The sequence below is a fragment of the Sporomusa termitida genome (assembly GCF_007641255.1).
Taxonomy (GTDB): domain Bacteria; phylum Bacillota; class Negativicutes; order Sporomusales; family Sporomusaceae; genus Sporomusa; species Sporomusa termitida.
The window spans coordinates 4,702,352-4,720,304 of record NZ_CP036259.1; the positions used below are offsets into that span (position 1 = coordinate 4,702,352).

Here is a 17,953-nt window from a genome sequence, read left to right on the forward strand (position 1 = left end):
GGCTTATACTAGCCTTTTCATTATATTTCCCTTAGTTAAAGCCTTACCCACTTAGAAATAGGTCCCATTTACGGCTAGCGACTCTTAAGCGAGCATCAAATTACAGTGAAGCCCCTGCTTCAAATGCTATTTCATAGCCGGCATAAGTAAGTGTTTGCAAAGCTGCCTCAAGGTCTCTCGCTTTTACCAGAATATAATCTGTATTATATGTGGAAATAGCAAAAATGCTAATACCTGCTTGGGCAAGGACTGTGGAGATTGCTGACAATATGCCGACTAACTAAAAGTCAGTACTCCGGTTATTTTAAGCGCCCGCCAGCTTCGCTCACACAGAACCGTGTCCGGTGGAATTACCGGATCAGGGCAGACAATTGATATTTCCTCAGTTGTTTTAGTAATTGAAAAGAACTCACCCTGATAAGCCCACTGAGGAATCTGCTGGCTGGAGTTTAGTTGACAAACCCCCAGTTGAACTGGTAAAACTGCAAATTTCAGCTTGTTTCTGTTCATTTTTCCTCCTTAGCAAGCGCGGCCTGTTGCCAATAGATAGACGAAAACTAAGATTCGTTAACCGGTTGTATATATAAAATATATACTGAATATATTTTACAATATTTCCAGGTGTCATGCCACTAAAGCCCAGCCGCCTTTCTCTTTAATCGTCAGTATCTTATCGTGATAGGGAAGAAGGCTGCTGCGGTGGCCCACACTGACAATCCCGGTTGTCTTAAGCTCATTGCGGAGCATTTTATACAGCCTTTTTTCGGTTGCCTCATCCAATCCGGAAGTGGCTTCATCCAAGAACAGCCACGGCGGTTGCTGCAAAATAGCACGGGCAAAAGCAATCCGCTGCTGCTCTCCCGTGGACAGGATGTGCGACCAGTTTTCCCGGTCATCCAGAAGTTCCACCAGGTCATTTAAATTACACTTTTTCAGAACGGCCACGATTTCTTCATCAGGGCAGGTCAGACCTGACTGCGGATAAAGCAGCGCCTCCCGTAAAGTTCCTTCCGGCAGATAGGGCTTTTGCGGCAAAAATAAGCACTGCTGGTTGTGCGGTATCCGGGTACAGCCCTCGCCAAAAGGCCAGATGCCGGCTATCGCTTTGATCAGCATGCTTTTACCGCAGCCTGACGGCCCGGTAATCAGCAAAGAATCTCCGGCCTGCAGCTTCATGGCAAAGTCATGTATCAGCAACTTGCCATTTGGCAGCCGGACATTTAATCCCTCGACCGAAAAAGTCATATCCGGAGAAGCAATAACCCGGATTGCTGAATTTCCCCCTACCAGCCGCATCTGTTCCATCATGTCCATAAAATTTGCCAGTCTTTTGACGATTGCTTCCAATTTTGCCAGTTCTTTATACCAACCAACAAAAAATGTCAGGGACTTTTGCACCCTGTCAAAGGCCGCTGTGATCTGCATCAGACCGCCGAGTTGAATCTGCCCGCTGAAAAACCGCGGAACTGTTATGATATAAGGAAGCGGTTCAGCGCCCCGGTATAAACAAAAAATTAAACAATCCAGCACTTTTTGCCTGTTTATATATTTATATAAATTATCATAGACTTTTTTTAAATAGCCCTTCAGCAAATATCGCTCCCGCTGCTCGCCTGTATATAGGGCAATTGCCTCCGCATATTCCCGCAAACGTATTAAGCCAAAGCGAAAATTAGCCTCAAAACACTGCTGTTGAAAATTAAGGTGTACCAGGGACTGTCCAAATTTGGCCACAATTAAATTAACCATAATAGCATAGCCAAGCGCAATCCAGACCATATCACCGGGAATAACAATACTCCATTCTTGCCAGGACAAAGAAAAAGATCCGGACAATTGCCAAAGAATTATTATAAAACTGCATAAAATCCCTAATGTATATAAAAACCATATGAAAATTTTCAAAAGCAGTTCAATGAACAGTTTAACATCTTCACTCATGCGCTGGTCAGGATTATCAATACTATTATCGCTTATATGCATATAATAGTATTTTTTAGAGTGCAGATATTCCTGTATAAACCGTTCTGTCAGCCAGGTGCGCCATTTCAGCTCCAGTATTTGGTGCAAATAACGCTGATAAACAGTCACCGCTAAAGCGGCTACAGTTAGAATAAGCCAGAGAAAAATAGAATCAAAAAATGCCGCCAAATCCCGGTCCTGCAGGGTATTAAAAAAAATATTACGCCACTTGTTGAGCCATACCTGCAAATAAACATCAATAGCTGTCAGGCTAATGATGGCCAGTAATAATAACCCGGCATATTTTTTTTCTTGGGATCGCCAATAGCCATTGCCAACTCGCCAAATTCCCCGCAGCAACGTGAATTTTTTTACTTTCGCCAACTGATCTTCTGCCAGCTTATTTTCTACTAACATAAAATTGTCAACCTACGCTCCTCATTTAATGCCAGATTGTGAAATACTGTCATTTTTCTATTCAAAATAGGCTATTTTTATAAATTGTAAATTAATGAATCATTTCTTCCGGGGTTATTATTTTTATAGGTGAATTTAAAAACAATTATATATGATAATGAAAATCAATGTCAATTAAGCAATGATTTATCGCCCTCTGTCTCTTGCCCGCTGAAAGTAGGAATACATCTGGAGCAAATGCTTCCCCGTAATTATAAATAGCAAGAACCACTACCGCATTAATTATAAGACGGTAATGGTTCTTTTATCTTTATTCTATGATACTGCCGACTAGTAATATATCACCAGCGCCCGAGAAATACGGCACAGGCAGCCCGGCTCAGGATTAGACCCTGGGCAAGCTGTATCGCAGTGGAACTACCGTGCCCATACACCCCCCAGGTGCTACTGGCGCCACCAGTGATATACTGTCAGCACAAGCGGGATCGCCAGGGCAAGCGCGGATGCGTCATTCCATTCCCGGCCTGCCAGCGGTGCAATAAGGCCAAACAGGGTAAGCACGATGATAGCAGCCGGTAAACGCCAGATTTGCCATGCTGACTGCCGTACCGGCCGTACAGGTTTAACAGCCGGCTGTTTATTGGCCGCTGCCTTGCCTTTATCGGGACTGAATTTAACAAACCAGGCGTAAATGCCGGTAATAATCATAATACAGGTCAGGCCATCTGTAACAAACCATAAAATTTTCAGCGGCAAGGTGTCATGATTGCTGAAATGAACCGGGCTGGCCATTGAAAATGCCTGCAGGTACCAGGGCTGCTCAGGAATGGCGGTAATCTCACCGGTCGCCGCATCGACCCAGACAGACTTATTCACATAGGCGCCAAAACCCTCGCCCTGGGTCCGGACTGTATAATGCCAGGGCATCTTCCCGCCTGCCTGCGGCAGTTCCAGTCCTGTTATCCGCCGGTCAGGCAAGGCTGTTTTGGCGCTTGCCAGCGCAGAATCAAGAGAAATACGCTGTTCAGGAAAAGGCTTGCCCTCATATGCCTGCAGAAACTCCCGGCGGATATGCTCATTCCAGGCATTGTGAGCCGGACCGGCAAATACAAATATAAAACCGCTTATACTTAATAATACCGTCCAGGAAAGCGTGACAATGCCCAGCAGTTTATGCCAGTCCATCCAGTAACCCCGCCGGCTGGTGGTGCGAAGGGAGCCAAATGCTGCCGTTTTCATAAACGGGGCATACAGCCACAGGCCTGAAATCAGGGCAACCACACTTAACCCGCACATAAAGCCGAGCACCTGCCTGCCGAAAGATCCAAGATACATATCCACATGCATCCTGTACATAAAATTGATAAATTGTTGAATAAACTCATACTTAACCTGTTGATTGGAGCGCTCAGCAAATTGGCCTGTATTCAGGTCCAGGCGAGTATACTGATAGCCTTTGCCGGCCCCCTGCAGGGAAAAGCCGATGGTCTGGTTAGCATGGTCCAGGTAAATGGCCCGCAGATCGTAACCGGGATAACGGGCCACAGCCGTTTCCGCCAGCCTGCTTACAGACAGGTCTGCTGCGGCCGCCGTGACTACAACTGAATTTGCCGGGTTACTGACCTGGTTAAAGGCTGCGATCTCCCGGCCAAAAATTAACGGCAAAGCGCTGAAACACATGATGAAAAGAAAAATAGCGCATATCAGACTTGTCCATTTGTGAATTTTATACCAGTATTTCATAGTTATAAAAGCTCCCCCCTGCCCGGTAGTAACGGGCAGCTATCCGGTAGTCCCGGGTATCAAGCTGACAATACTGCCATGACTTGCCGTTTTTTTTAAATAAAAATAATAATCATTATCATATAGGTGTTAAAAATTTTTTCCTGCCGCCTAATTTCACTGCTGGGGATATTCAGAACCTAATTGCACTTTTACTAGTATAACAATCCCGAATTTTATCCGTCAAGAACCTTGGCTACCGCCAAACCATTTGTAATGTACGCCTGCACACTGCTGAGAATGCCTGCCAGCCAACAGGTAAGCGGTGCTAAACGAGTCTGCCGCGTGCCAGAAAGGAGCAGAAATATATCATTGGGGATTATAGGGCCGCCTTTAATCCGTTAGGGGCAGCCTGTGCAAAAACAGCATCGCTGTCGGCGGCTACCGGCATAGGTAGAAAAAATAAATACAAGGGGAAAAAAGCGTCTGCCATGCTTTGGCATGCAGACGCCTTTTGGCAATGAGTGAAGTCCTGTCAATTTGCCCTTACCTGTCCAGGCTTTAAAGCAACGGTTGAGTTTAGAAACGCTCATGCCGGCAAACTGCGCCAGTTGGCTGGTCTTGGGCGAGTGGAGTATATCTGTTTTCCTTGTCAGCCGGCCGGACAGTGCGGCTTACCGCCTCCTGCCGCTGGTAGACGCAGCAAAAGACCGACAACCAGCAACCGGTTTGACGCCATAATTGCGCTAGGCTGCGCCACTGTTATAAGTTGTATTATGAATGCGGTGCTTCAGTATGCGGTTGCTATAAAGTACTTAAATTAAAAATAAGCTGCCAAAAAGCACAGGACATACAAGCTGTGCTTTTTGGCAGCTATTAATCATCGGGCTGAGATTCCCTGCCCGGCTGGCATTTTTTATTGATCCGGGGCCTGTTCGTCGCCGGCCTGGCTGACAGCTTCCTCTTCCGGCAGATATTTTTCCACTTTGATATTTAGCGGCAGCACAATGGAGCTGGCTATCGCCTGCTGATCGCCCGTGTAGGCCGGCGTAAACACCGATTGCTGAATGGAATCAATAACTGCCTGATCGAAGGCTGCATCGCCGGAACTTGTTATGACCTGTATATTACTGTCCATAGTTCCGGTCTCAGTGATTGTTGCCTTAATTCTTACCAGTATGGTTTGCTCCGAGTATTTCTCCCGCAATTCCGAGGTGAGGCCAACAGGCGCTAATGTGACAATCTTAGGAGGTGTCACAGGGTCTTGCCCCTGAGCCATAGCCGGCATGGTCATCCCCAGCCCCATCACTGCAAATAACAGGACTGCAACAAACCATTTTACTTTCTGAATATATTTCATGCAACCACCCTCTCCTGACTTTTATCTATTGGTTTCGGCAAAAGGATGTAAATTCCTGCACATGAGAACAATTCTTATTTATATATAAAGCAAATTGTTTGCAATTTTGTTGCCGGTCAATAGAACACACCGTAAAGGCAGTGAGCTAATTTGTTAACTATTATCAAATTCAGCAAGCTTGTTGCCCATGGCTAGTGCTCCAAAGCAACATAAGTTTACTCCTGTTTAACAGGCACTATTGCTATTTGCCTTTAGAGAAGTCAACAATATTGCCCTCTGGGGCATAGGCTACCCGTTTTTCCACCTGCGTCAGGCCGGCGCTGTGAGAGTTGACCGCCCTGATGCCAATTGTTATAATAATCAGGGTGCATTGATAATGATTACATTTATCATCAAAGTTTCGTAAAATTCCACCACGGTCCTATTATAAGGCTAATGACAGCAAAGGGGGCGAGGACGATTAATATAAGGCAGACAATCCTCCAGGCCGGCTTTGTTCTGATTTGCTGCTGCCTACCGCTTCAGAGCTATGCCACCAGTCCGGTCAGGCTCACCCTGCCGGACAGCATCCGTATGGCGATAACCAGCAGTCACGAGGTCAAAATTGCTGAGTTGGAGGCACGCAAAGTTGATTTGGAACTAAAAAAAAATAAAGCCCGTTACCTGCCTACGGTAAGCATGACGCATACTCAAACCCAGGTAGCCGAAAAGCCCAAACCGGAGTATGGCAACTATGTAACCGTCAGGCTTCCTTTATATGACGGCGGGCGAACCAAGGACCGCGTGGCCCAGTCAAAAACCACGGTTATTGGCTTAACCGACTATTTGGATCACGCAAAGCAGCAAGTGGCGGTTAACGTATTCCTGGATTATTATGATGCCCTGGCAGCGCAAGAGCGCAAAGTTCTGACTGAACAGGCTGTCCACCAGCTTACACATTATCTTGACGCAGTCAGACGCCAGACTGCAGACGGCGATAGATCCCGGACAGAAGCTGATCTGGCCCGATTCCGCCAGTATGATACACTGCTGCGCCAGCAGGAACAGCGGCAGGCATTCGGTAAGCTGAACCATTTACTGCACCTGCCGCCGGATCAGGAGCTGATCCTGGCCGAAACACCTGCGCAACCGGTGCCTGGCAGGCTGGATGAGGCAATCGACCTAGCCCTGAACCATCGCCAGGATCTGGCCCAAACCCGCCGGAACCTTCAGGTTGCCACCTTAGGCACAAAGGTGGCGGCCAAAGAATCCCGGCCTACTGTTTATCTCTATTTCGTCATGTACGATCTGGGGATGCCCGAACAATACTGGTACTCCAGCCTGTATGTAACCGGCGATTTGTTTGATGGCGGCCAGACTAGATTGAAAACCCGGCAGTCTGATCTAAATGCCGCTATCGCGGCAGAGCAGATGCAGCAAAAGATAGAAACTATAAGGTGGGAAACAACAAAAGCATTTGAATGCTGGCAGCAGTCAGGCCGGAATCTGGCTGTCGCCGAACAGCCGGTAACCAGGGCGGAAGAAGCATATGCAGCGGTTGCCGAGCGCTATCGAGCCGGCCAAAGCAATATAGAAACTGTCCTAGGTGCGCATGCGGACTTAATAACGGCAAAAACCAATCACCTCAACGCCCGCTATGACCACTACAAGAATCAAGTCCGCTTATTGCACGCCACCGGTACGCTGCCAACATTCTCACAAGCAACAGATATGGCTCCGTAAATAATGAAAAAACCGCTGCCGGAAAAACATGTTATATATATTCCTGCGCTGAAAATAACAGTTAGCATAGGCTGGGGTTATTTTTCAGGGTTTAATTGTAAATTGATACTGCTGTCTATTTTTTATAAAATAATTGCATTCATCTATTGAAAATGATTATCAGTTTCTGCTATTATAAAAAGGGGCAACTCTTTCGCTCAGATATACGGCCTTGGTGGTATACAGTATATCCAGGCAAGAGTATAGATGGTTATTAAATGATTACATATAAAAGGAGAGAATTATGGAACTTATTACACAAACTATTAATTTATTTCACAAAGGCGGGCCAGTCATGTACCTTTTGCTTGCCTGCTCGCTGTTTGTCGTTACTATTGCCGTCGAACGTTTTCTCTACTACCGCAGCCGGTCTGCCCACTCACAGTCTTTCCAGCAGCAGCTGCTGCCGTTGCTGGAAAAGCAAAAATTTAGTGAGGCCGGGCAGGTCTGTGAGCAAGCAAGCCCCAATTTTTTGGCCGCCGTTGCCTTGGCAGGCCTTCAGGCCTGCCAGCGGGGTAGTCAGATTGAGAATGCCCTGGAAAGTGCGGCCACGCTGGCAGCAGCCCGCCTCCGTGAACACCTTGACGACCTGAGCATGATTGTCACCATCGCGCCTTTACTCGGGTTATTAGGGACTGTTATCGGTATGATCAATTCTTTCAGTGTGTTCAATGTACAGGCTGGCCAGCCAATGGCCATTACCGGCGGTGTTGGTGAGGCCCTCATTGCCACAGCTACCGGACTCAGCGTCGCAATACTGGCACTAATCCTGCACAATTATTTCTCCCGCCGGGTCAACCTCATGGTAACCGACATTGAGCAAATGGCAGCCCTGATCGTCAGTCATGTACTGATCAAAAAAACGAGCAGGAGAGAATCCCATGAAATTGCGTAGCCTCCGTGTGGAAAACCAGCCGGAGCTTATGATCATCCCGCTGATTGACATTATTTTCTTCCTACTGGTCTTCTTTATGATGAGTACGCTATACATGGTCGAACAGCATACAATCCCGGTTAACCTGCCCCAGGCAGCCACTGTTCAGCAGGATAAGCCCAGCAGTATCAATGTCACAGTATTAGAAAACGGCAGCATCATGTTTAATCAAGAAGAAATTCCCCTGGCACTGCTGAGCAAACGTGTAAACCTGGAGATTGGCAAAAAGTCTGACACTGTTTTTATCTTGCGCGGCGATAAGCAGGTAGCCTACGGCCAAATCGTAAGCGTTTTGGATTCACTAAAACAAGCGGGAGCCCACCGGGTATCGGTAGCGGTTGAGAAAGCGAGGTAACTGTATGACCTATGCTTTTCATTGGCGTAAAGCCATCACAGTGTCCGTCTGCCTGCATATTTTTATGGTAGTCACAGCCGGTTATCTGGTAGCCAGCTTGCCAACCTTAACAGCTATACCCGAGGAAATTGTTCTGGAAATGGACCTTGTAAGTGACCCCGGTGACCGGGCAAATATTGATCCAGGACCGCCGGCACCGGTTGTAACACCGCCTCCCCCCCAACCAGTGCCAGCTGAACCAGTCCCGGCCGAGCCAATGCCAGTTGAAGCTGAAGCAAAACCGGTTATTACTACCAGTGAATTATCGGTTTCTAAGGTAGAACGTCCGGCAGTTCCCGCCGCTGGACAGCCACAGGCCGCCACTAATACTGGCAGCGGGTCCGGCACCGGGTCCGGCAGTGCGGGTACACCCGGAGCAGCCGGCGGCATCGCTGCCCCAGGTATTCTGAGCAAAGTCGATCCACATTATCCGCCAGCCGCCAGAAAGGCCGGGCAAGAAGGCACAGTGCTCTTAAGAATTCAAATTCTGGCTAATGGCCGGCCCGGTGAAATTAGTATCGCCCGTTCTACCGGTTATGAAGCCTTAGACGCAGCCGCGGCCGCGGCCGTGCGCAAATGGCAGTTTGTCCCGGCCAAAGACCGCAGCAGCGGCCGGACAGTAGCCTGCACAACAACCATGCCGGTATCATTTCGCCTCCGTAACTGACTCAGAACAGAAATAGAGAGCCATGCTGAACTATTTATTCAGCATGGCTCTTTGCTTACCCTTGCGGCTTCATAACTTTTGCCGCTGTTATCTACAACGACTTGACTAAATCATAAGTAATGCAGACAGGTCTACCGGTTCGAGCCTCATTGATTACCTGGGCGTCAATCTGGAAAACATCCCGCAACATCGCCGGCACCATAACTGCTGCGGGCACCCCGTGACAAATCACGGCCCCGCTCCGTATAGCAATCATATAATCAGCAAAGCGGGCCGCAAGATTAAGGTCATGCAGAACCATAACAATGGTGCATCCCTGGCTTTTATTCAGATCGCCCAATAGTTCCAGTATCTCCAGTTGATGGGACAAGTCCAGATATGTGGTAGGTTCATCCAACAGGATAAGCTCGGTCTGTTGTGCCAGCGCCATAGCAATCCACACCCGCTGACGCTGCCCTCCCGATAGCGTATCTACAAAGCGCCCTGCAAATGCCGCCAGTCCTGTCACGGCCAGCGACCAGGCAATTATCCGGCGGTCCTCAGGGGAATGGCTGCCAAAACCCTGCTGATGGGGAAACCGTCCATAAGCGACAAGTTCGCTTACCGTCAACCCGCTGGGAGCAAGCGGGCATTGGGGCAGAATTGCCATTTTGCGGGCAACAGCTTGTGTGGAGAGGGATCTAATATCCTTGCCATTGAGATAAACCGAGCCGTTTTGCGGCCGCAGGATACGGCCTAAAGCCTTGAGAACAGTGGATTTTCCACTACCATTAGGGCCAATAAGAGCAGTTATTTTTCCTTGTGGAATTTGCATATGCAAGGCTTCAATAATAGTAGTTTTTTCATAAGCGATACCTAGGTTTTCTGCTCGTATACTCTCCATGATTAACACCCCCTTGCTACTTATCACCTATTTTTCGCCAATAAAACCATAAAGCACGGCACACCCACAATTGCAAAGATAATACCGGCTGGTATTTCTGAAGGTTGTACGACTGTGCGCGCCAGCATATCGGCCGCCACTAGCAGCATAGCGCCGATTAAGGCACTGCACGGCAACAAAAGCTGATGCCCGGCTCCCACTAGCTGACGAGCCAGATGAGGAACAAGCAAGCCAACAAAGCTTATACCGCCGCAGACAGAAACACAGGCTGCTGCCAGCGCTACTGCAGCCACCAGCAAACCCCGGCGTTCCCGTTCCACCGCCACACCTAACCCCCATGCAGCCTCCTCCCCCATGTTTAACACATCCAGTACCCGTGCTTTATAAAGTACATAGGGAACAATAATCAGCAGCCATGGTAACACAATCATGACCTGCCGCCAGTTGGCACCGCCAAACTGCCCGGCCAGCCACACCGCTATAAAATAAAACTGGCTTTCATCGAGAATAATAGTCAGCACAATGATGGCGGCACTAATGCCTGCCTGTATGGCTATACCTGTCAGTATCAGCCGGATAGACGACAAGCCGGCCTGCTTTTTATAAGCCAGAAGATAAACCAGCGCCGCAGTGCCGCCGGCACCCATTAGTGCCAAAAACGGCAGTGTAAACAAGACCGGGCCCGCTTTGACCGGAAACAGCAGTACAAAAAGCACCACCATCAAGCCGGCGCCGGCATTGATCCCTAATAAGCCGGGGTCTGCCAGCGCATTGCGGGAAATTCCCTGAATGATGCAGCCGGCCATAGCCAATCCCGCTCCCACCAGCATTGCGGTAACAATACGGGGCATTCTAAAAACAAATAAGACCAGGTTTTCCTGATAGCTGCCGCCGCCACACAGAATGCGCAGGATATCGGTTGGCATTAAGCGTGTATACCCTTGATTCATACTTATGACCATGCAAAGAATTAATAATAAACTTAAGATAATCAATATTGTCCCTGACCGCACTCTGCGCTGCTGACTCAGAAACGCCAGGCTGGGGGAGGGCATCTATACCGCCCGCCTTTGCTGACGCACTAGATACAGGAAGAAGGGAACACCCAGGAGAGCGGTCAGAGCACCAATTGGTATTTCAAAGTCTGGATTAAGTATACGCACACCGATATCGGCCACTACCAGTATCAGACTGCCCAATACAGCCGAGGCCGGAATAATAATACGGTAATCCCCCCCTAACAGATACCGGCACAAATGGGGAACAATAAGGCCGATAAAACTCACCGGTCCGATCATTGCCACCGATGCACCTGCTAATATCAAAACAACTAGGGTAACGCCCAAACTGACAAGCCCGCTTCTCAGACCCAGCCCCCGTGCGACCTCAGTCCCCAGACTAAGCAACGAAACTGAGCGTGCCAGCATAATTGCTGCCAGCAGCGCTATTCCTATCCAGGGAACCAGGATATGAAGCTGCTGCCAGCTTACCCCGGCCACACCGCCTGTAAGCCAAAACAGGATGTCTCTGGCAACACCAAAATATATGGCCATACCCTGGCCCAAAGCAGTGAGCCCGGCACTGACTGCAGCCCCTGCCAGCACCAGCCGCATTGGAGTTGCTCCGCCACGCGGCAATGCAGCAATTCCATAAACCAGACCAGCACTAACCGCTGCCCCCAGAAAAGAAGACAGCATAATGAATACAGGAGAAATTCCGGGATAAAATGTAAAGCACAGCGACAAAGCAAAGGCTGCGCCTGCATTCAATCCCAGTAAACCCGAGTCTGCCATAGGATTCCGGGTAATACCCTGCATTAAGGCTCCCGCCACAGCCAAAGCAGCACCGGTCAACAGGCTTGCCAGCATGCGGGGCAGACGCACTTCCCGGATGACCAAATGCTGCATAGAGCCAGGATCAAAATGAAGCAGCGCTTCCCCGGCCACACTAACAGGCACCTGAATAATCCCTTGAAACAGCGATATTATGCTAACTAAAATCAATAAGCAAAGCCCCCCGGCCATAATGCATATAGACCCCGGCAGACAGCCTGATTTAGGAAAACGGTAACCGGCCTGAGCAGTGCCATCCCCGAAAACTGTCATTAATAATCATCCCCATGCAATTAGTTCAAATCCACTGAATGCAAGCGATGTGCCGGTAGCTCATTGCACCAGTGCTTGTGTCCGGTAGCTGCCGTTATTTTGTCAGACTCTCGACAATACTATTAACTCCGCATTGTACTGCAAGTGCTCCCACTGTAAAAAACGATTGATCCAAGAAGTAGACATTTCCTTGTTTCACGGCCTTTAATGCATTCCAGATGGAGTTATCGCCCAATCGCTCCCGTCTGATCTCAATTCCTTTATTTTTCTTTAGGAAGATATGGTCGGGGTTAAGCTCTGCCAGCCTTTCCAGTGAAATCCTGCCAACGTTTACCGGATAGCCTGCAGGAACTGCTAAACCCAACCCACTCTCAGCGTCAAAAAATGCCGGTAAGCTTTGCGTGCCATAGATATAAAAATTGCCTTTATCATCAAGTGTAATAACGGCAACAGTTTCTGTTTTACAGGGCGCTAGCTTAGCTCGTGATTGTTCAATCAAACTCTCTATTTCTATGATGCGCTGCTCTGCTGTCTGCTCCTGCCCAATTACTTTAGCCACTTCCCGCGGGACATTGCGCCAGTCCCGGGCAAGTTCCCGGGTGTCCAGCAAAACAACAGGTGCAATCATGGACAACTCATTATATATCCCCTCATTTAAAATTCCGCCAATAATTAAATCCGGTTGAACCTCCAATACTTTTTCGAGGTTTGCACTTGTTTGCCGGCCGAGATCAATTACGGGATTAACGGCAAGATAAGGTTTGAGAGATTCCCATTCTGACAGAAATCCCTGCATTTGAGTTGCTGCAACAGGTGGTGTATTTAACATAAACATCGAATCTACAAGGTTAAAAAATATAATAGCAATCCTCTCCGGCTGCTTGGCAATGAAAATCTCACGGCCTTTGGCATCTGTATAAATACGCGGGAAGGCTGCGTCCTTTCCCAGCTTCTCCACACTACCGGCCGGCTTAGCTACAAACTCCTGCTGCGTCTGATTACCGCACCCGGCTAACACCCCCGCCAAAATTACAATTGACAAAATGAGAGGCAATACCCTATTCACAACTTCACCTCAAAAATTCACATTTTCCGGCCGCTTTATTGAATCGCTTGCAAAAAAAAATCAGGAATACATATTCCCAATTCATCCAGTATTTTTTTGCAAACACCTTTGTAATGTACTGGGGCAAACTCCGGTGCGCTTCTTAAAAACCTTACTGAAGTAATAGGGATCAGTGTAACCTACGTAAGCAGATATCTTTGCCACTGAACAGCCTGTGTTGCACAGCAATTGCCGCGCATGGCTGATCCGCTGTTCAATCAGATATTCATTCGGGCTTATATCGGCATGTTTCTGAAATAGATAGGCAAGCTGCTTACTGTTCAAACCATACTGCGCAGCCAGGTCGGGCATCGTCAAGGGTTCCATAAAATGAGCATTCATATACTCCATCACCTGTTCCACCAGCCCCCGGCTGCTTTCATTCTGCCGATTGCTGTAACAATTCAGCACCTCGTCTATAATCGCAAAAAACAACGTTTTTGTCCGCAGAGCCTGCAGACTTCCCGGCACAATACTGGTATGGTAAAATTTTTGCAATAAATCGTTGATACGGGGGGTATACCCCGGTTCCAGTTCATAATGAGATGCTGCGTAGGAAAACAGGCTCTTGTCGTTGTCGGCAATTCTATAGTGAACTAGTATAAATTCCCACTCGCCTTCTCCTACAACCTCTTTATCCAGTGTCATACTGGGCCCTGCGTGAAAAACCCGGCCGGGCTCCATCTCATAGGTTACACCATCAAAAGTCATCCTCGCCCTGCCGCGAAGGGGAAAAACAAGCCCTGAGGCCGGTGCAGTGTATTGACCCAGCTGCTTTCTCCCCGGTTCGATCACACTTCTATGGGCGTCATGAATATCAAAGGCTATCCGGGAAAAATATTCTGCTATTTCATCAACATCAGCTTTCAATGCGCATTCCTCCTTTAAAGCAGCAACATTCGGCCCTAAAAACAAATCAAGGCTGCCCTTACAATAACCATAAAAATTTTTCGGGGCACACATTTTTATTCTAACGGAGCAATGCTTTAGGCATTACAGTTTTAGTCCCGCAGATGAAATTGATTATCATTTACATTATAATATTTTTAGTTTATGCTTGTCAATAAATAGTACCCTCTAAGTTGCTCTATTGGTTCGCCTAAGATCGAGTTGTTGAAAAAAATCTAGGTAATTTAGAAATATGTCTATTTACTCCAGCCGCTATGCTTGATATTCTAATGTCAGGCAGTGTGTGTTGATAATAAGATTCATTACATTTAAGCAATAAAAAAACCAGCTCTATACCTCCTCTTCCCAATTGGGCGGCCATATTGACATTGGGCGCGCGTTATAAAACTACTGTTAACAAGGTTCCGGTCACATTCCGCGCCAACGTCGAAAATGGCTGGACGAACACTATTGGTCAGGTCTTTTCAGTAACGAGAATTATGCCGCCCTGGGCGGTCCCCGTACCTTTAATTATCGGCTCATGCATTATAAGGCAGGTATCAGCTATGAATACAGTTATTCCCAGTTTCATTCAATGGCTCAAGCAAACATTAACTGCTACCGATAAAACAACCCAAACCAGCCTGCGCATCTTAGCCGCCGGTTTCGGCGGCTATGCGCTAACCACCAGCGTGCAGGCTGCTTTGGCGTTGTTATTACCCTGGCCGAAAGTCGATACTCTATTTTTCTGTGCACTGTTACCCGCCCTCATCTACCCGGCAGCACTACTCTGGATCTTTGCCGCCCCCAGCGCTCAGCACGCCTGGCGTGGTGTACTAACTGGCACACTGTTTTGCGGTATCCTGGCCTTAATTGCTGCCTGGTTAAGGTAAAGGAGAATTATTATGAATCAACCTCATTTTGCTAAAAAAACTTTTACCCGGGCAATGAGTGAATTACATACCTGGGGCGGGTTAGTGTTCGGCTGGCTGTTATTCGTTATCTTTTTTACCGGCACACTGGCGGTATTTGGACAGGAAATTACGCATTGGATGCAGCCGAATGTACGGATTAACCAGGCTGCGCCTGTACAGGCGGTGGCTTCAGCTGACCAAAAACTGCGCCAGCTTGCGCCCCAGGCTGATCTCTGGATGATTGCCCTGCCGCAAAACCGCCATCAAGATCTGGAGATTATATGGAGAAAAGGCCAGGCCATGCTGGAAAGACATTTGGACCCGCAAACTGGAGCAATCATTAAAATGCCGGCTACCGAAGGTGGCCATTTCTTTGCCCATTTCCATTATCAATTGCATAGCGGCAAAACCGGCATGTGGCTGGTTAGTTTAGCCTCGGTTGTTATGCTGGCGGCCCTTGTGTCCGGTATTGCTATCCGCAGCCAGGTCTTTACAGATTTTTTTCGCCTGCGCTGGCGAAGAAACTGGCTGGATGCCCATACCCTATCTGGCGTTCTTACTTTACCCTTTGTCCTGTTAATTACCTATACGGGCCTGACTATTACTTTCTTCATGCTACTGCCGACAGTACCACAAGTGCTATACGGCAGCTCCTGGAAAGGGCCGGTTGCGGTAGCTGCTACTAATTTTGAACGTTCCCCGGCAAATCTTCCTGCCGAATTAGTGCCACTCACCCGTCTCCTGCCATTGGCGGAAGAAAAACTCGGCCAAGGAAAAATCTTCTTTATCCGTATCAGTAATCCCGGCGACAGGCACTCTGTCGTAACCTTTTTTCGGACTGTTGATGACACTATTGTCGCAATGAGCGCGAGGGCATCTTTTGACGGTGTTACCGGCGAATTGCTGGGCAGTCAGACTACCTGGAACAAATATGTGCAAATCTACCGTTCGCTGGTTGGTCTGCATATTGCCAGATTCGGCGGCTACCCCATATCCTGGCTGTATTTTACCGCCGGCCTGATCAGTTGCGTCATGATTGCCGCCGGTCTGATATTTTTTACCGTTAAACGCCGCAATCGCTATAGCCGGAGCAACGCGACAACGCAAATGCTGTACCGCGCCATCGAAGCCCTCAATATAACAACGGTTACCGGCATCATTATTGCCTGCCTTGCCTTTCTATGGTCCAACCGCTTGCTGCCGCCGGGGCTCAAAGACCGGGCGGATGCTGAAATAACCGTATTTTTCAGCATATGGCTACTCATGCTGATTCACGCTTGTCTGCGCCCGCCGCTGCGCGCCTGGGCCGAGCAGCTTGGACTTGCCGCCGGACTCTGTATTGGCTTACCGGTGCTGAATGCACTAACAAGCAATGTCGGTTTATTACCGTCTATCAGGCAAAACGATTGGATGACTGCCGGCGTCGATTTAACAGCACTCCTGCTGGGGGCCTTATTAGCAATCACAGCCTGGCGTGTTGCCTTAAAGCAGGATAAAAGTCAGGCCGCATACCACCCCTTAACTCTCCCTAACACTAACAAATAATCAAACAGTAAAACTGACCGGCTCGGGGTTTCGCATTGTACCGGCTTCGAAACTAAGCGGGCGATTACGGTTTAGCTATATCTTTTGAGCCGCTAAAGCAATCCAATCTCCGCCATCCTTATATTCTTCTCCCGTTAGGCCATTCCACCGGCGCGCAATCTTGAAACCATGCCGGGCCAGTACTTCTGATATTGTTTGCAGCGAATAATCATGAAACCACATATGATATTTTCTGCATTCTCCGTCTTCCTGAATGATCGTGTATTGATCCACCCAGGTATCGTACTCCGGATAATCAAATCCCTGTTCTAATACGACATATTTTCCCGAATGCCAAAAACCGCCATCAGAAAACTGCCATCTATTTTTTAATCCCTCACGCTTTCTCAGTTCACGGGTGGAAACATCAAAAATAAATAAGCCATCTTTCTTCAGCGCTTTATGAACCATTCTAAGCAACCGGTCCCGCTCTTCATCAGGAAAAGTACATAGTTCTCCATATATCTGCAGAACGCTGTCAAATCTTCCATCATAGTTCATGTCAAAAAAATTCCCATGAACATAAGCAATACGCAGCTCCTGCTCCTGCGCTTTTCTCTGGGCGTATTCAATTGACCGCTTGGATAAATCAATACCGGTCATATGTATACCAAATTGACTAAAACTGCTGCTGTATAATCCCGGACCACACCCCAGATCCAACACCCTATCACCGGGTTTTAACAGAGTACTTCTCGTAAGATTTGCAACCGTCCTCTCGATAGTAGCTAGGGTTCGGCTTGCACCGTCAAATTCAGGGGTTAAATGGGCAGCAAGCAACTGCTCAGAAATGTAAGGATCATCCCAAAACAAAACCGCGTCTTTTTCAAATAAGGCCGGTTTTTTAACCGAATCAGCAATCCATTCGAATACTTTTTGAAATTGTGGCTCTATGATTGCCATTGTTGCACCTCCCCCAATTTAATTCTATGTTGCTATATATAGTGTACCATTTCATCAATCCTTTGTATCCAGTGTTTGCGCCGGCCATTCCTATTTTTCCCGCCGCGCAGTTTGCGGCTCCCGTTTTGCCGTTATTTCTTTTGGTCGTGACTAATACGATAAGCGTGGCCAATGCAATTGCAAATGTCAATGCTTCGTAAATCGTCATCATACCACCCTCTTCCTGTAACAGGAAGGGGCTAACCGTCCCCCGAGTAGCCTGCACCGTCATATAGCATATTTTGCCAAAGGTGAAAAAAATTTCCCCGGCTATGCGTGCCGCCTCCACTGGATGAGGGCGGCCTTTTTTATTTT

The 17,953-nt window shown here is 48.0% G+C and carries 17 protein-coding genes; 6 read left to right on the top strand and 11 right to left on the bottom strand.

Annotated elements, in window-relative coordinates; genetic code table 11:
• Positions 1–100: 100 nt before the first annotated feature.
• From SPTER_RS25990 to SPTER_RS21715, 5 genes are all read right to left on the bottom strand, one after another.
• Positions 101–268 (bottom strand): ACT domain-containing protein, encoded by a 168-nt coding sequence (locus SPTER_RS25990; protein WP_211367363.1) that lies wholly within the window; start codon positions 266–268, stop codon positions 101–103.
• An 8-nt stretch (positions 269–276) separates the two neighbouring features.
• Complete coding sequence (locus SPTER_RS25135) at positions 277–510, bottom strand: hypothetical protein (RefSeq protein WP_211367365.1); 234 nt, start codon at positions 508–510, stop codon at positions 277–279.
• Between the two features lie 114 nt (positions 511–624).
• Positions 625–2,379 carry an ABC transporter ATP-binding protein/permease gene (locus SPTER_RS21705; protein WP_144352299.1) on the bottom strand — a complete coding sequence of 585 codons (1,755 nt, stop codon included), beginning with the start codon at positions 2,377–2,379 and terminating at the stop codon, positions 625–627.
• 444 nt (positions 2,380–2,823) lie between these two features.
• On the bottom strand, positions 2,824–4,122 hold the full coding sequence (locus SPTER_RS21710) for a PepSY-associated TM helix domain-containing protein (protein ID WP_144352300.1): 1,299 nt from the start codon (positions 4,120–4,122) through the stop codon (positions 2,824–2,826).
• An 895-nt stretch (positions 4,123–5,017) separates the two neighbouring features.
• Complete coding sequence (locus SPTER_RS21715) at positions 5,018–5,461, bottom strand: energy transducer TonB (protein ID WP_246105391.1); 444 nt, start codon at positions 5,459–5,461, stop codon at positions 5,018–5,020.
• Between the two features lie 435 nt (positions 5,462–5,896).
• Between SPTER_RS21715 and SPTER_RS21720 the strand changes: the two genes are divergently transcribed.
• From SPTER_RS21720 to SPTER_RS21735, 4 genes are all read left to right on the top strand, one after another.
• The gene (locus SPTER_RS21720) at positions 5,897–7,183 is read left to right on the top strand and encodes a TolC family protein (protein WP_144352301.1); all 1,287 of its coding nucleotides are present in this window, start codon (positions 5,897–5,899) and stop codon (positions 7,181–7,183) included.
• A 283-nt stretch (positions 7,184–7,466) separates the two neighbouring features.
• Complete coding sequence (locus SPTER_RS21725) at positions 7,467–8,117, top strand: MotA/TolQ/ExbB proton channel family protein (protein WP_144352302.1); 651 nt, start codon at positions 7,467–7,469, stop codon at positions 8,115–8,117.
• Positions 8,104–8,511 (top strand): ExbD/TolR family protein, encoded by a 408-nt coding sequence (locus tag SPTER_RS21730; RefSeq protein WP_144352303.1) that lies wholly within the window; start codon positions 8,104–8,106, stop codon positions 8,509–8,511. Before SPTER_RS21725 ends, SPTER_RS21730 begins: the two co-directional genes overlap by 14 nt.
• 4 nt (positions 8,512–8,515) lie before the next feature.
• Entirely contained in the window at positions 8,516–9,217 is a 702-nt protein-coding gene (locus tag SPTER_RS21735; protein WP_144352304.1) for an energy transducer TonB, read from the top strand.
• A gap of 91 nt (positions 9,218–9,308) precedes the next feature.
• Here SPTER_RS21735 and SPTER_RS21740 read toward each other — a convergent pair whose 3' ends face one another.
• From SPTER_RS21740 to SPTER_RS21760, 5 genes are all read right to left on the bottom strand, one after another.
• A complete protein-coding gene (locus tag SPTER_RS21740) occupies positions 9,309–10,100 on the bottom strand; it encodes an ABC transporter ATP-binding protein (protein WP_144352305.1) in 792 nt (263 codons plus the stop codon).
• A gap of 23 nt (positions 10,101–10,123) precedes the next feature.
• Positions 10,124–11,050, bottom strand: a complete 927-nt coding sequence (locus tag SPTER_RS21745) for a FecCD family ABC transporter permease (protein ID WP_246105392.1) — start codon at positions 11,048–11,050, stop codon at positions 10,124–10,126.
• Positions 11,051–11,155: 105 nt separating this feature from the next.
• Positions 11,156–12,205 carry a FecCD family ABC transporter permease gene (locus SPTER_RS21750; protein ID WP_144352307.1) on the bottom strand — a complete coding sequence of 350 codons (1,050 nt, stop codon included), beginning with the start codon at positions 12,203–12,205 and terminating at the stop codon, positions 11,156–11,158.
• 94 nt (positions 12,206–12,299) lie between these two features.
• Complete coding sequence (locus tag SPTER_RS21755) at positions 12,300–13,247, bottom strand: ABC transporter substrate-binding protein (RefSeq protein WP_246105393.1); 948 nt, start codon at positions 13,245–13,247, stop codon at positions 12,300–12,302.
• A gap of 105 nt (positions 13,248–13,352) precedes the next feature.
• Positions 13,353–14,180 (bottom strand): AraC family transcriptional regulator, encoded by an 828-nt coding sequence (locus SPTER_RS21760; RefSeq protein WP_144352309.1) that lies wholly within the window; start codon positions 14,178–14,180, stop codon positions 13,353–13,355.
• Positions 14,181–14,764: 584 nt separating this feature from the next.
• Here SPTER_RS21760 and SPTER_RS21765 point away from each other — a divergent pair.
• Positions 14,765–15,091, top strand: a complete 327-nt coding sequence (locus SPTER_RS21765; protein ID WP_144352310.1) for a hypothetical protein — start codon at positions 14,765–14,767, stop codon at positions 15,089–15,091.
• Positions 15,092–15,103: 12 nt separating this feature from the next.
• Positions 15,104–16,657 carry a PepSY-associated TM helix domain-containing protein gene (locus SPTER_RS21770; RefSeq protein ID WP_144352311.1) on the top strand — a complete coding sequence of 518 codons (1,554 nt, stop codon included), beginning with the start codon at positions 15,104–15,106 and terminating at the stop codon, positions 16,655–16,657.
• A gap of 75 nt (positions 16,658–16,732) precedes the next feature.
• On the opposite strand, the gene SPTER_RS21775 is transcribed toward SPTER_RS21770, so the two are convergent.
• Positions 16,733–17,599, bottom strand: a complete 867-nt coding sequence (locus tag SPTER_RS21775) for a class I SAM-dependent methyltransferase (RefSeq protein ID WP_144352312.1) — start codon at positions 17,597–17,599, stop codon at positions 16,733–16,735.
• Positions 17,600–17,953 lie beyond the last annotated feature (354 nt).